At 66.1% G+C, this 16,988-nt stretch carries 1 protein-coding gene (only partly in view); it reads left to right on the plus strand.

Features of this window, described 5'->3' with window-relative positions:
* Window positions 1-16,988, plus strand: the 5' portion of a protein-coding gene (locus ACIBG0_RS04675) for a helix-turn-helix domain-containing protein (protein WP_397029213.1). Its footprint extends 10,831 nt past the window's final position; only the first 16,988 of its 27,819 coding nucleotides appear in the window; it begins with the start codon at window positions 1-3; its stop codon lies off the right edge, out of view.

Consider the following 16,988-nt stretch of genomic DNA (forward strand, 5'->3'; position numbering starts at 1 on the left):
GTGGACGGTTTGTGGTCGCTGAACCCAGTCGTGGAGCTGCGCAAAGCATTCGACGAATTGCCCGCGGGAGTGCGGCGCCCGATCGTAACGCTGGTGTTCGGGGGAGAACTGCCACGCGCCGACGTGTCCGGGATGCGATGGATGGCCGCGGAGCTGCGGGCCAAGGCCGCGGCCATGAACGCTCATGCGGAAGACGCGGAAAAGCTACTGACGCAAGAGGATTCGCTGGGTGCGCTGGGTGACCGAGTGCGCGAAGTATTGCATCTGCAGCGCGAGGGCGCGGTCAGGCTGCGGGAGGAAGCGCTGGCGTTGGCCGATCAAGCGCACGCGGCCGCCAACGATGCGGAGAAAACACTGTGCGTGATGTTGGTGTTCGGTGTCGAGCTGGCCTGGCGCATCATCCGGATGGTGGCGGTAGCCGCCGCAGCCGGTCCGGCAGGAGAGGTTGCGGCGGCTCCCATGGTGGAGTCGATGCTGGTCGAGGGCCGAGCCAAGGTCGCGCTGATGCGCGTGGGCCTGGAGAAGGCCTACAAGGTGGGCGCGGCGAAGACGGCGGCACGATTGTCGGCGTTGGGGCCGCACCGGTTCGCTCGTGCCGTCGGCACGGCCGCCGCGCTGCCCGCGGGTGTGGATTTCGGGGTACAGCTCATGCAGGTCGGGTCCGGCGACCGGGTCTCGACCGTCAAGGGCCCCAACGGGGAGAACCCGATGGGTATCGATGTGAAGTCGATCGAGGCCGCAGCAGTGTCGGGAGCCGGAGGTGCGTTGGGCGGCATGGCCGCAGGCGTGTTCGCGCCCAAGGTCGTTCCCGCCCTGGCGACCAGCCGCGCGGCACTCGGGCTGGTACAGGGGGTCGCGGGCGCGGTGTCCGGCCTGGGTGCGGCGGCATTGATCACGGGCTGGCCGGAGAACTCCGAAGACGTCCTGACGTCGCTGCTCAACGGCGGATTCGCCGGAGTCGTTGATGTGCACGGCGGGACCCACTCGAACCCCGGTTCCGCCCTCGGTGAAGTGGTCGACGGCAGCGGTGCCTACGTCCCTCCGGATCCTCCCACGGTGAGTCTCAGCAAGGATGCCGTGATGCGGCTGGCGGGGGCTCCGCAGGAGACGACATCGCTGATGCCCGCTCCGGTGGACAGCAATGCGGGCATCATCCCGCAGCTCACGAACTCGGCTGCGCCCAGCCAGGCTGCGACGCTGCTCGGCGGGCACCTGGTATCGGAGGGTTCGCCCGGAGCGACGGTCGACCGACAGCACCAGCCGGGAGACCTTCCGCGGCGCCTCGCCGATGCGGGATCGGGTGCGCAGGCTCCTGCCCCGGATGAAGACGCGAACAAAAGGGCAGCGGCGGACGGGCGACCAGGCGAGCCCGATTCGCCTGCGCGGCAAGGCGAGCACGCAGCAGCAGACCGTGGTGATGAGCGTTCCGGTGGCGGTGCGCAGGCCGGTGCGGATGTGCAGGGCGCTGGTGGCGCTACGCAGACCGGTGATCGTACCCATACCGGTGATGCGCAGCAGGATGGTGCCGATGCGCGTGGCGGTGGTGCGCAGGCCGGTGGCGCCAACGATGCGCGAACCGGGGACCGCGGGCAGGCCGGTAGTGGCGGCGGCGCGCACGCTGGCGATGCGCAAACCGGTGGCGGTGGGCACGGTTCCGCCGGTGGCGGCAATGCGCAGGCCACTGGTGGTGTGCTCGGTGGCGGTGGCGGTGGCGGTGGCGGTGCGCAGGCTGCGAGTGGTGTGGCTGCTGGTGCACTCCTGGCGGGTGCGGGCGACGACCACTCCGGTTCGAAACCGCAGCAATCGGCAAGCCACGGCGAAGGCGACGCGCACTCGGTCGGTGTCGGCCGGAGCGCCGTGACTCCGGCGGGCGACGGTGCGGCTGGGCACGAGTCGGCGGCTCCGCGGCCGGGACCGGGGGCGGCGAAGGCCGATCCTCCAGTGGAGATGGGCAATGCGTCCGGCCGCCATGGTGCCGGTGGTGAGGGCCCAGCCCGGGTTGCGGCCCCGAAGCAGGTGGATGTACCGCCCGCGCATGAGCCGTCGGCGGTGGAGCACACCAAGGATGCGGTGCCCACTGACGCTCGCCCGTCGGCGCACGACGGACCCGACCGCCCAGCGGAGGCGCTGGCACAGGAGCTGGTGGGGCTGCCGTCGGCGGATCCGGCGACGAAGCAGGACCTTACCGCCGAGCAGCAAACGCAGTTCAAGGCCGCGGCGAAGAAGGCGCTGGCGTTGTATCGGCTGCGGCAGGAGGAACTGGTCGGTGAGTCGTGGGAACAGCGCAGGCACGCGATGGAGCATGGCGATCGGGTGGAATCGCTGCTGCGATACATCGACGCGATGCGGGAGGGGACCGGGAAGACACCGCGGTGGAATCAGATCATGGCATTCCTGCTCGGCGAGCACGGGTTCATGCGTCAGATGGGCACGGGCCAGGGCAAGTCCATGGTCGGTGCGCTGGATACGTTGTGGCAGTTGTCGCGCGGGGAGCCGGTGGAGCTGGCGAGCGGTGAGTCGGTTCGGGTCCACCATGTGATCACCACGACCGAGGTGCTGGCCAACGAGGGGGTCCGGGAATTCGCGCCGATGCTGCGCAGTCTCGGGTACGAGGTCGCGCGCTGGGATCCGCACAACCCGCCGGGCGAGGTGGACCGCCCGACCGTGTACTACATGACCTACGACGAGCGCGCGACCGCCGAGCTGTTCGACCGGCCGCCGCCCGGGAAGACCGCGACCATCGACGAGGCGGACGCGGTGCTGGTGCACAACCAGACGGTGCACTACCAGTCCGAGGGGCAGCGGGAGATCGCCTCGGCGGAGGAGGCTGCCGCGGTATGCCGGGTGCGTGACTTCTTGAAAGCCGTGTTGCGCAGCAGAATCACGGCGGCGAAAGACCTGGCGGTGCATTTCGAACAGGCACTCCACGACGGACCGTTGACGGCGGAGGAGTCCGGGGCGGTACGGGCGATGTCGCCGGAGGAAGTCGGGGCGGCACGGACGCTGACGGCGCGGTCGCTGCGCGAGCAACCCGAGCAGTGCCTGGACACGGTGAGCCGGTTGTGGGAAAGCTACGCCGGGCGGAAATTCACCGCCGAGGAAACCGAGATGGCCCGTGCTTTCCTGGACGTCAAGGCGGGCCGGTTGAAACTGAATCGGGACTTCCAGATCTTCGGAACAGATTCCGAGAAGAAGGTACAGATTCTCGACGAGTACGGGAAGCCGCGAAGCGATCCGAAGATCGGTACCGAGAGTCGGTGGTTCGGTGGCCGCCACAAAATGGTGGAGGCCATGTTCGGTGCCCCGGTGTATTCCGATGGGACGGGATCGAAACAGGTCACCGTGGAGGACGTCCTCGGCGGGTACGAAAAATTGCATCTGATGTCGGGCACGCTGGAGCGGACCGCAGCGGAGATCAAGGAGAATTTCCCGGTCGAGGGTGGTCTGGCGAAGGTAGAGGACTTCGGCCGGTCGAAACTGGTGGGGGAGCAGGATCGGATATTCCTCACCGAGCCGGAGAAATTGCGGGACGCGGTAAGCCGGGTGCAGCAGTTGCAGGCCGAGGGGCGGCCGGTGCTGGTGATCTGCCCGTTCAACGATCTGGCTCGGAAATTCTCGCTCATGCTGACCAAGGCGGACGTGGAACACACTGCGATCGACGGCCAGTGGTTCGCCGCGCATCGCGACAACAATGCCGCCGAGGAGCACCTGCTGTCGGTCAAGGACACCGCGGGACTGCGGGGCGCGGTGACCGTCGGCACGGGGATGCTGGGCCGCGGTTTCGACGTATCGATCAGCGACGAGGTCAATCGGCTGGGCGGGGCGCACGCGCACATGCTGGGGCGTTCACCGTCCAATCCGGACGAGGATCATCAGCGGTCGGCGCGAGCGGGCCGCAACGGCCGCAACGGTAGTTTTTGTTTCAGCGTCGCCGCATCCGACCGCCTCTACAGCGAGGCGCAGCATCACGGTGCGCGGGTCGCGATCACCCACTATCGGGCCGCGGTGGCCAAGCACGCAGAGGCCACCGCCGAATACACCGAAGCGGCCCGGCAGGCGGGCAATACGAACGCGGCACAACCGGGAGAGGCCGTGCAGGCGGCGCGGACGAAGATCGCGGCCACCGCGGCCGATGTCGCCGCGGCCGAGCGGGAGATGCGCAGCCTGACGTCCCCCCTCCAGAACGAGGCGGCCGACCGCGCCTATCTGCAGCGTGCGATGCGCCGCGTCAGCCAGGCCAACGCACCCCCTGCCGCAGGAGATCCCGCTGTCAGCTCCGCAACTGCACCCCGGCCGACCGTCGCTCCGGGAGCTGTCCCCACCGGGCCGGGCACTGCCCGAATCGCGGCGGATGCTGGTCAGGCTGGGACGGACACCGGCCACGCGGGGGCAGACACGGGCCGTGCCGCGACGGAAGCCGTGCACGCCGGGCCTGACACCGTCCAACCGCACCTGCGGGGGGACCGGTTCGCGCGGCTGGCCGGGTGGCTCGGGATACCCGCATCGGTCCAGGCGGCCGCAGCCGTATTCGACACCGACGATGACGACGACCCGTTGAGCCGACTGCTGGAACGAGCAGGCATCTCCTCCGCTGCCGTGGAAGCGCTGAACCAGCACCTCGACCACGCCCCGCCCGTGACAGTGATGCAGGCGGACACCCTCACCGACGAGCAAGCGCTGAATCATCTGAGGCCGCAGCGTAACCGGCTGGCCGCCGAACTCGGCTGGGAACCCGCCCAGCTCGCGGGCGCGGAGGGCGTGCGCCAGGTCGGCGCCGCCGTCGACACGGCCCGCGCCGAGCTGGCGGCCCTGCTGGACGTTTCCGCCACCGAGGTGAACGCCGCAACTGCCCGCGACGTGCTCGCCGACGCGGTCGCCCGCCTGCTCGCCGACACCGAAACCGCCGGCGACCCGGCCACCGAACTCCGCGTTTTCGCCGCCTCCGCCTTCCTGGCTGTCACCGCTCTGCTCGACATCGCCGTCGCCATCCACCAGCGCAGCCCGAAGAGCTGCGTCAACAATGGCGTGACGATGATGCGGGTGCTCTATCCCGACAACGAGCAGGCCTACCAAATGCCTGCCGACATGCCACTGCGGGGCCACGACGAAGAAACCACGGAGCGGGCTTTCGGCGGTTTCTTCACCATATTCGAATCGTTGGACGAGGCCGCCGAATCGCTGAAAGCGACGCCCGGGGGCAGCCAGGCGCTGGTCTACAAGTGGATGAACAAGGGAGAAGTCGAAAGCCACCTGGTGCTGCTGGTCAACGACAGTGACCGGGCAGATGCCCCGAACCTGGTCGTCCTGGACATCGCGGCCGCCCCCGGAGAGTCCCCGATCACCCCCGCCGATCTGGCCGGATCCCGCGCGCTGCTGAACAAAGCCGTCCCGTTCCAGCAGTGGCATCGCGAACAGCAGCCATTCATCGACCAGCTCGACAAGGCGGACCGGCAGATCTTGGCGATCGAATTCGACAGTGCGGGCAATCCCCTTGTCCGCCTGTCCAGGACGCAGCGTCCGGTCGTCTCCGCCCAGGACCGCGGTTCGACCTCGCCATCGCGGTGGTCGAGCCGCGCCCCGCCACTTCGGCAGGGCCAGTACGCGCTGTCCGGTCATCGCCCGCGCGGCGACAGCTCGTCACCGGAAAGCTCCGGCTCGGCAGAGTCCAGGCAGTCCGCGCAGCAGACGCCAACCCCTCGCCCCACACCCACCGGACAAGACAAGCCGGGGAATCGTATCGGCAGTCACCCACCGGATTACACACCGGAGCCGGTCGCTCGGCAGTCCTTCGAAGAAGATCCAGCGGCCCGGGACGAGCCCTCGATGCCGGACCCGGTGCATGCCACGCACCAGGAACTCACAGTCTGGGCAGCTCAGCTGTCGGATCGTGAGTTACAGCGTTTCCTCGCCGAAAAGCATGCCGAAGCGTCAGCTCATGTGGCAGCCGTGCATCGCGGTCGACCACCCGCGGTCAACATGGCCATCGGGACAGCACGAGCACAGATCGCCTTGGCGGCCGAGCGATGGCAGCGGCTCACGGACGGCAGTACTGAACTGTCGATCACCGGGGCCCGGACTGCCGCCGACGCCGCGACCGCCGTCTTCCATATCATCGGAGCGCTCCCGGTGGCAGCGGCGCTGCCATCGGCCTTCGCCGATGATCCCGACGGTCTGCTCGACCTGCTGATCCGATTCCCGGAGCGACTGCTAGTGGCCGCCGAGCTGGACCAGGCCGCCGGAGTCGACGCAGCGGATTGGGCAGAAGTCGCCGATGCGCTCCTGACCGAACACCGTGGCGGCGACTGGGATTCGGAACTGATCCGAGCGCTGCGATCGCTGCCACAGCCGGAGAGCTCGCGCCCGGAACAGACGCAACCGCTCGAGTGGCCGGACCCTGGCGAGGTCAAGCCGTTCGGTCGATGGCTCGCAGCTGCCCGCGATTTCCGGGGCATGTCTCGCATGGAACTGGCCGCCCGCATGGGCGTGCCCGGTTCGGCCACATACATCGGTTCATTCGAGCGCGGTGTCAAGCCGACCCGCGAAATGATTGTGCGCATCCTCGATGCCTTGGATGCACCGGCCGACGTAGCCGAGGCGGTGCTCCGGGAAACGTTCACAGCGGAAATCGACAACCTGCCCGATCCCGCAGATCCGAAATTCCCTCACCCCAACGCTTGGCTCGTGGCCGCGCGTAAGCGTCGGAAAATGTCGCAAAAGGAATTGGCCGCTCACGTCGGCCTGAGCGTGACCCAATGGGCACCGAGAGAACGTGCCTCGAACCCCCGGACCAGGGCGTATCAGATCACTCGGGAACAGGCACAGCGCGCGCTCGAAGCCCTGGCAGCCACGGACGAGGTCGTCAGCGTGTTCATGCAGCGATTCTATCCGGATGCCATATCGGAGACCGCGCCGCCGAACAGCCATCCTCCCGATCTCATCGGCAGTCGTCCGTCGGACGGCGAAACCCCGCTGCCGACCAAGCATGGCGTCGATGCGGTTGGCGACCCGGGCGAAGCACCGCCGGTCCCTGATTCGACGTCTGTCATGCCCGCCGAACCGGTGCGCGCTCGGCGGCAACCGGCCTTGCGCGCCCTGGACCGCGCGATGCTCTACGACTACATACAGCTGTACGAATTCGGGCGCGCGTCTTTGGGTGATCCGGCACGCACGTCCGAGGTCGCACGACGCAATGAGGAGTTCTTCGACCGATATCCACAGGCACGTGAGCCAGCCGTACACGGCCAGCTGGTGCAGTACCACGCCCTGCTACGCGAGATCAGTGATCTGGCAGACGACCTCGGCCTGAGTGTCACCGAACTCCGCGCGCAGATGACCGTCGAGCTCACCGATCTGGTCGAGGGCAAGCCGCTGGCGATCCGGATGAGACAAGAGGCTCTGTTCGGCCTGCTCGCCGACGGCCGGTTCAAGACACAGTTCGAGGGCACGGTCGGCGGTGGTCGCCAGACCGATGTGGCGCAGATGGAGAACCGGTGGTTCGGCAACCCCGAAGACGTGGATCCGCGGCTGCGGCCGGTCTACGGGCACGTGCTCATCGACGGCGAGCGCCCGGCTGGGCTGTCCGACGCCAGCGTTTCGGCGGGGCTGCCCGACCGCCATATCAGGCTGCACACCGAAAAACTGGCGATGTACGGCCGAATCGATCTGGTGTTGAAAGACGATGTCCGCGAACGGGCGACGTTCTGCGTCGGTGATTCGCTCGTCTACTCCGGCTCCGTGTGGGGCGGGAAACCGACACGAACCGTCCCCTCGTCGCTGCTCGACCCGCAGCCGGAATCTTTCGGCGTTACACCGTTGTCCGCGAACGCCACCGTGGAGGATCAACCCCTACGCGGAACGAATCGCGACTACTCCGGCCAACACTTCCGGCGGCATCAGTTCGTCGAATGCCATATCCACGGCGGAATCACCCTCGCCGACATCGATCACATCAACCTTCCCGAACCACCTGATCCGGAGTTGCGCGCAGCACTCGAAAACGCAGGCGTACCGTGGCGCGTCCTCGACAGCCACGCTATTGCCCGCAGCGGTGACACCGAAGCGATCGCGAGAGAAAAGCGGCGACTCGAGGAAGACCTCGCCATGGTCGAGGCCAGGGTCGCCGACATCCGCAGAGAACTCGACGCTACCGAACGACCGGATGCCCCGCGTTTGCTGCGGGAACTGTCCGAACGCATGCGAGTCGAGCTGCGCAACGCCGATGCGATGCGGACCCGGATCATCGAAATGCTCGCGCCCCTCGACGCCGGTCGCATCGGCAGCAGTCCTGATACCCAATCGGACGGACCGACAAGTTTCATCGGCAACCGTCCCTCGGACAGCTCGCCCGGGCGGTCATCAAAGGTGTTTTCGCCCGCCCGGTCCGTGGCCGACGTTCGTGCGGCGGTAGCACAGGCGCTGAGCGATCGTGACGCCGACGGTGCATCGGCGGAATTTCCGTCGCAATTGCCCGCGATGCCGGTGCACTACGCACGGACAGCGTTGCCCGACGGGGCGGACACCGACCGCGGAATCGATCGCGACACGGCCCAGGAGACACCCGACGTGGCGCGAACCCAGGCGATGCGGGGACGTCCGGGAGTCACGATCGAGCTGATGACCTTCGAGGACGGTGTCCAGGTCCTCCGTGAGACCTACGCCTATGCCGACCACGCCATGCGGGAGTGGGCGAAGGCGCTGATCGGCCGGGTCATGGGAGCGCCGATCGCCGAGGTGCGTCTGAGTCCACCCGAATATCATGTCCTCTATCGGGATTACCAGTACGAGGGAGCATCTCGCGATCCCCGTGCGGCCGATATGCTGGGCATCTTCGCGGCCATCACCGGCAAGGCGAGCCCGTTCGCCGCCGCCTTCGTCCGCCACGTCGGCGGTCGCAGCGTGTGGCAGGACCATCACCTCGGTCGGCAAGACATCGTCGACATCGGACTGCAGGTGGATCGCCTCGGGGACGAGCTGGAACAGCTGGCATTTCCCGGGTCGCTCTCGCGGACAGTGCTCGATACGCAGATGGCGGCGATGCGCGCGCTGCGCGAACTGGCACGGCACGCCGAGGATCCGCTGCGCATGGCCGGGCTCGACGACGAAACACGGGCCAAGGCTCGGCTGGTCGAAGACTTCGTGCTCGACCACCCTTATCTCGAGGTGGCCGGGTTCGACAGTCCGCACGTCCCGGTGGCGACGGTCGAGGAAATCCTGGGGAAACTGGATGACCTGCTCGGAAGGTACCGGTACGCGCCCGGATTCCAGAAGCTCATGACCAACATTCGCACACTGCGGATCGACTTCCTTTTCGGACCGCGCGCCGTGGCCAGCGGCGTGCAGGACAAGCACGGTAAAGATGGCGAGGTTTCCACCGTCCGGACGGAATTGACATTCAGTTTGCAGTACGCGGCCGATCGGGATGAGGCTCGAGCTGACAGCGACCGTCGTCTCCAGTACGGAGCACATCCGAGCAGTGGCCAACCGTATGCTGATGACGTCCGCCACGAATTCGCCCACGCGATCGACCAAGCCACCGGGTGGGAACTCAGCCGGAACCTCCCCACGGTGCTGCGCAACGCTCACGCGAAGCTGATAGAGCACGGCCTGATCGAAAGTTACGCGGAATGGCTCAACCGCCTGCCGTGGCACGCTTTCACCAACTCAGCCAAGACCACACTCAAAGACCGCGAGGCCATCGCCGTCGGATTCGCCGACGCGGACATCAACGGCATTGTCGTCGGCACCCCGCAATGGGTGATCCACGAGTACGTCACGAAACTTCTCCCGCCGGAAGTCTTTTCGGCACAACCCACAACGCACCGGCCGGACGGTCCCGAAGGCTTGATCGGCAGCAGGCCGTCGGATGGCCCGATCGACGGCGCTGGGCGAGCCGACGAAACCGGCACGGACAGCACGGTCGCCCGCCGGAACGCCGGGCTCGCGGATCATCACGACGGACCGGCCGAGCGACGCACTCCGCCTGGCGCGAGGTTCGCAGAGCTGATAGACGACGGTCTCGACGCCGGGGTGGCACGCACCGATTTGTTGCCGGGTCCGCCGGGAGTCAAATGCGAACTGGTGACCTTCGGCAACGGCTACCAGGCCGTCAGGGAGACCTACGATGCCGCAGCCAACGCCACGGTGGAATGGCTGAAATCGTTGATCGGCGGCGCCATGGGCGCACCGGTTGCCGACACATGTCTGCAGCCCGGCAACTACACGGTCCTGTACCGGGAACTCATTCCCGGCCGACCGGCGGATATGGTGCTCCCGCAGTCCACGGCCCGAGCCTACGACTTGGGACTTGTCCACGATGACCTGAACGAACAACAACGGGAGCTGGCCGCGGCGCTCGGCCCCCTGGACCGCCGGTATCTGGACGCCGCCCCCGGGGATCTACTCGGGCTGTTCGACGCCGTGACCGGGACGAGGCGCAGCACTCGGCACTGGAGTATCGGCCCGGACGGCACTGTGCTGGCAGGGCGGGGCGCAACCACCGCCGAGGATGGCGGACCCAGCCCATTCGCCGCGAAGTTCGTGCAGCGCGTCGATGGCAGGACGGTGTGGCAAGACCACCACCTCCCCCGGCGAGACATCACCGCCATCCGGGAGCAGGTGTCCTACGTCGGGGAACTGATGGAGGAGCGGCTCGCCGATCTTCCGCAGACGCACCGGAAAATGCTGCACGACACGCACCAGCGGGCGCTGGCGGCGCTGGCTCGGGTCGAGCAGCACGCTGTCCACACTCCGGAGGAGACCTCGCATGTCAGCGGGTTGAGCGCGGACGCGCAGGCCAAGGCACGGTTGGTGGAACAGTTCACCCTCAACCATCCGTACTTTGCGATCGCCGGTTTCGAGCACCCCCTCGTGCCCGTCGAAACCGCGCGGGAAATCCTCCAGACACTGGACGAACTGCTCACGAAGTACCGCTACACGCCCGGCTTCCGCACGCTCATGACCAACATCCGCGGGCTGCGGATCGACTTCCTCGACGATCCGGACATCAACGCCGAGACCGTTCCCGGCGGCAGCGATCGGACCCAGTGGATGACGTTCAACCTGCGCAGGGCCGCCAACCGAGCCCAGGCCATCGAGGCCGACAGCGAAGACAGCGCGACCGGTTATCACCCGTCCAGTGGACGTCCCTACCACGACGATGTCGTCCACGAATTCGCGCACGCGATCGATTACGCCACCGGAAGGCGCCTCAGCGCGAATATCGAAACCGTGCTGCACGACGCCTGGGAAGCGCTGCGGCGGCACCGCCTGATTACCGAACCGTATGACGCGTGGCTTCGGCACCTCCCGGAAGCAGCCTTCACCAGCACGACGAAGGAGACGCTCGCCCCGACGGAAACCGTCGCGGTCGGGTTCATCGACGCGGAGATCAACGGACCCGTTGTCGGCACCCCGCAATGGGTTGTCCACCACTACGTCACCACCCTGCGGCCGCCGGAGGTTGACTCCAGCCCGGCGGTGTCGCGCGACGAGCCGGAAAATCGCGGTACGGACGCCGGTTCCATAGCAGGCCACATCGGCAGCAGGCCGATATCGGATCCGAGTGATCGCTCCGACGAAGACATCGCCAGGGTTGTCGAAGTGGGGGATCTCACCGATGAGCAGGTGCTGCGGCGTGCTCTCGATCCCGAGCAGCTTCTGCTCACCCAGGAGCATGCTGTCGCACTGTCGGATGCGCTGACCGAACGCGATCAGGCAGTCGACCGGATCACCGATCAGGTGCGCGAGTTGGAGCACGTGCTCGCGCAATTGGTCGGTGAATCGGGAACGGTAGACATGGTGTCTCTGACCGGTGTCCGCGATGAGCTGAATACATTCTTGAACGAGCGGTTGGCCGCATACGCCGAAACCCCAGAGGGACGGCGTGACCAGATGATTGCGACCCTGCGTGAACTCACCGCGCAGCCACGTCTCGACGATAAAGATATTCGAGTGCTTGCCGAGATAGTCTCGGTCGAGCCCACTAGATTCGCGGGGTTGCTTCCCGGGGCGAAAGAGCGTTACGCCCAGGCGTTGCACACCGCAGCACGGGTTCGGCTTGCGGAGCTGGATGCGCATCGGGTGGAGTCATTCCGAGTCGAGGACGCGATAAGGCATTTGCGGCGTGGAATCCGGGGGCAGCTCGACCGTGCGGCAGAGGTGCTCTATGACCGCGGTTCGCGCCGGACGGTCCAGGGTTTGCTCGACGACATCGATTCGATGCGGTCCGAGATATCGGCGGCGCGTCGGGATATGAGCGTTGGATGGCACGATATCCCGGATACCGGTCTGGCACCGTTGCTGTCAGAGATCGCCCGAGGTCTGCGTACCAGAGAAGATGTAGTCGAAGCAGTAGCCGCCATTGCCGGGCCCCGGCACATCACGGTGATCGTTGATGACGCACTGCGGATGGTCGAACGGTCCGCGGTAAGCATATTCGCCGAATCCTCGCTGCGCGGGTTCGTGTTTCGGGATCACGACGCAAGGAATGTCAGGGCCTTGGCGGACGCCATAGCCCGCGTGCGCACCATGCTGGGCATTCCTGAGACAACCCCCGGTCTGTACACCCGAATAGTGGACAAGTCGGCGGAGCACCGATCCGATTTCGGCACCTACGTGGATCAGGCCGACACGTTATACCTGCACTTCACCCCAAACATTCGCGCCATCGCCACAGCGGGCATGATCCGATCCGGCGCACACGACGAGGTCATCAACACAACGGCCGCCCATTCCGTCGGGGTGCATTTCATCAAGCCGGGGGACTGGCAGGGGACCGAAAACTTCAATATGTACGTCGGATACGCCGGACTCCGCCGCACACTCGAACCCGGAAACAGCGCTGTACTGCCTGACCCGCTCGGCGCGATCGTCGTGATGCCGCTCGGCGCGATCATGAAGACAACGCCGATACGCAACGAGGCCAAGACGACAGCACCGGACGAGGCTCATCTGGCCAGCGACGCCACGTTCCGTCCATTGGACGGGAATCCCAGATACGCCTACTCCCTCGACGACGCCTACATCATTCCTTGTTACAGCAACCTGCAGGTGTCTCGGGAGGAGCGACTGATCATCGACCCCGACACTGGGGAACGAAGCGTTCGTCCGGTTGCCGAGCCGATCCGCGAAGCCTTTCGCCGCGCCGGATACGACGAGGCCTGGATCGACCGGCACGTCATCGAGCTGCCGGAACGCATCGCAGCGGACCCCGACACTCGCATGCTCTACGGGGAGTACGACCGTACCCAAAGGCTGATCCGGCAGGCACAGGACGAGATCAAGCGGCGGATGGCCGAGGACGGGACGTACACGGATCGACTCGTCGTTCCATTGACCACCGAGCATGGGCGGCAGTTCGAGACCCTCGATATGCACGGCACAACGCGGCAGGGTAACCACGCGACATCCATTCCTGCCATCGAACGGCTGATTGTCACCGACCGACACGCGCCGGTCAGTGACGCGGAGAAATCGCAGATCAAACGCACCCCGTGGACCCGGAGCGGCCGCCCGGACAGCGCACCCGACCAGCAGGAACAGCGCACTCGACCACCCGGACCGGGCGGTCTCATCGGTAGCCGTCCCGGGGAGCAGTCCGATTCGTTGGACGCCTCGCGGGGCGCGTGGCTGAAGGCGTTGCGGCTCGAACAGGGGATGAAGCAGACGGATGTTGCGCAAGCCGCAGGCCTGCACAGTCGCGCGCTGTACAACATCGAGAGCGGACGGTCGACGACGCTCCGCACTTTTCACCGGATCTGCCGCGTGCTGGGAGTCGAGGGCGAGGCGTTGACCGAGGCCATCCGGCGGCTCTATCCGGATGTCGAGGTGGAAACCGATGCGGCCGCGCATGATTCGGTGAGTGGCTGGGTTGCCGCGCACCGCAACATCTGGGGCATGACCCAAGCGGACTTCGCACGCGCGGTCGGTGTGTCGGTGACGCTCCTCAAAGAGATCGAGAACGGCAATCGCCCGCCGCCGAACATTTTCTTCCGGATTGCTCGAGCGTTGGGCATGGAACGGCAGGCGATGGCGGAGGCTGCGCGTAGCCTCTATCGGGATCTCGTGCTCGACCTCGATCCGACCGCACACGATCCCGCGTCACCCGGCAACTGGATAATGGCACTACGCCATGACCGGGATATCACGGCGGCCAAGCTGGCGCGCGCGTCGGGCACGTCGGCGGCATACCTCTCCGAAATCGAAAGCGGAGTTTACACTCCGAATTCGATCATTTTCCGGCGACTCTGCCGGGCCGTGGATGTCGCGCCGGAACTCCTCGGCACAGCCACACACCATTTCTATCCGGATCTCGAACTCGATCTCGATCCGACCGCGCACGATCCCGCGTCACCCGGCAGTTGGATCGTGGCTCTGCGTCACGAGAGTGATATAACCAGGCTCGAGCTCGCGAAAGCGACCGGTCCGGGCTGGGGTAATCTCGGCGATATCGAGACCGGACAATACATGCCGAGATTCGCGGTTTTCCGGCGAATCTGCGAGGTACTCGGGATCGACGACGAACTGCTGCGGGTGGCAACCCGGCATTTCTATCCGCACATCCTTGACCTCGAGCCAATCGCACAGGGTCTAGGCACGTGGATCACCGCGCTGCGCCACGACCGGAACCTCAACCACGCCGAACTCGCCCGTGTGACCGGTCTGCCCGTGAAGTACCTGGCGCAGGTCGAGACCGAGAACCGGCGGCCGCAGTTCAGCACGTTCCGGCGAATCTGCCGGGCGCTGGGAGTTTCGGGTGGCCTGCTTATCCAGGCGGTGCGGGATTTCTACAGCGATATCACCGCCGATATCGATCCTGCTTCACACACTGCGCTGGGGAATTGGATTGTGGCGCTGCGTAACGACCAAGAAATGTCGACAACCGAACTCGCCCGGCAAATACGGATTCCTCGCCGCAGTCTTTCCAGTATCGAAAACAATGACTATCTTCCGCGGCTGGGCAAATTGCGGCAACTGTGTCGAGCGCAGGGCATCGGTGGCGAGTTATTGCTGGAGATCGTCGAGCGATTCTATGCAGATCGATACGAGCGGTCCGGCTATCGAGACGAAGAAGAGCTGTTCAAGCGGTATGTCCTGACTCGGGTGGGTTCACCCGAAGAACAAGCAGTCAAAGACGAGATCAGCAAAAGGTTTGCGTGGGTTCCGAGGGCGGTAGCGCGTCGCATGCATCCGGATATTCGTGAAGAGGCGGAACAGGCTGCTTGGATCGGGATGCTGCTCGCGATCGGCAATCACGTTCCATCTGCGTCGTTCGCTGCTCACGCGTGGGCCAGCTGCCGCGAAGCGGTGAGACGGTACCGTCTCGCGCTCCGATTCCCCGATCTCGATGACCGCACACGGAGGCTCGTGAGCACGGTAAATGCGCAGATCGGCAGGATGAAAGCCGCGGGTGCGCCGCTCGAAAACACCGAGATCGCGCGGGAAACGGGATTGACGGTGCACGATGTCGCGCTGGCTCGGGAGATTCTGCCCCCTCTGCCGCTGGAGGCTCCGATCAGCGGCAACGACGGGTCGCGGCACTCGGTCGTCGCCGATCCGGTGCCTGTAAGGCCCTTCTCCACCGACTTCGAGCGGACGGTCCACGCTGCACTGGAGGACATGGACGATGCCGCCACCGCGGAGCGGCTGGTCATGCTTCATCTGTTCGAGGGCTTGTCCTTGACTCGCACCGCCGAGCGGCTGGGGCTTCCCACCGCTGCCGCGGCGGACGTTCGCGCCGAGGCGGTCGCCCGATTGCGCCGTGCGTTCGACGATCGTGAACCGTCCGACGGCATCGCAAGCGAGCAGAACCAGTCGACGCCGTGGAGCACGGCGAGCGAGGAACCGGATCAGCCGCCGATTCCGCCGGTGTCTCGCGGCGATTCCGCGCACGGCGAGGGCGCGGCCGACCAGCGGGAACAGCGCACTCGACCGCGCGGACCGGGCGGTCTCATCGGCAGTCGGCCCTCATCGGAGCCAGGGGGTGGGGCCGAACTGAGAACGACGGAGGTCGGGCCGTTCGATGCCGGCGAGCTCGGTGCGGTGCTTGCTGAGCACGGCGGGTACGACCGTCCGGAAGGCCATATCGGCAGCCGCCCAACGGATTCCACATCCGAGCCCAGTGACCGGCAGCCCGGCGAAGATTCCACTACGCACTACGAGCCCGCCAGGCCCAATGCAGTTCACGCCACGCGAGAAGAACTCGCCCACTGGGCAACTCAGCTGTCCGACGACGGCCTGCGAACCTTCCTCACTCGGGCCCAGACCGAGACTTCGGCACATATCGCGGACCTGCACCGCGGACAACCACCCGCGCTCGAAGCAGCCATTGCAGCGGCACGAGTGCAGACCGCATTGGTGATCGAACAGTTGAACCGCAGCGCCGCAGGCGGTTCTGGATCTTTGCTCGCCGCGGCCGATGCCGCCAGCAATGTATTCGAGATAATCGGAGCGCTTCGCGTAGGCGACACGCCGTCGGCTTCCTACAGAGACAGTCTCGATATCCTGAGCCGATTCCCGGAGCGACTGCGCGCAGTCGCCGAACTCGGCGCGGCGCGTTTCCTCGATGGGTCCAATTGGGTAAGACTGGCCGACGCATACCTCGTCGAGGGGCGCGACAACGACTGGGATCAAGAGGTGATCCAGTCGCTGCGCTCGCTACCGGTACATGCAGCGGAATTCGCTGCGGCACTTAGCAGCTCGGACCGGGCCTTCGGCGACGTTGCCAGCCGATATATTCCGAACGCCTACCGGGCGGCGATGTACTACCTGACCCGCAGCCACGATACCGACCAGGCGATCGACCGGCTTCGCGAACTGGACCACGCGGTCGCGGCGGCGGTAGATCGGGTGGGGTCGACTCGGGCAGCCACCCAGACAGGGCTGTCACTGCTTCAGCTGCGCCTGGACATCCACGCGGCAATCGCGTCCGCTGACGGGGCGATCGCTCCCGCTATGCGATCCAGCGCCCTGCAGGGTCTCGATCACAATCC

Origin of the sequence: Nocardia sp. NPDC050630 (genome assembly GCF_044457245.1) — a bacterium.
GTDB lineage: Bacteria > Actinomycetota > Actinomycetes > Mycobacteriales > Mycobacteriaceae > Nocardia.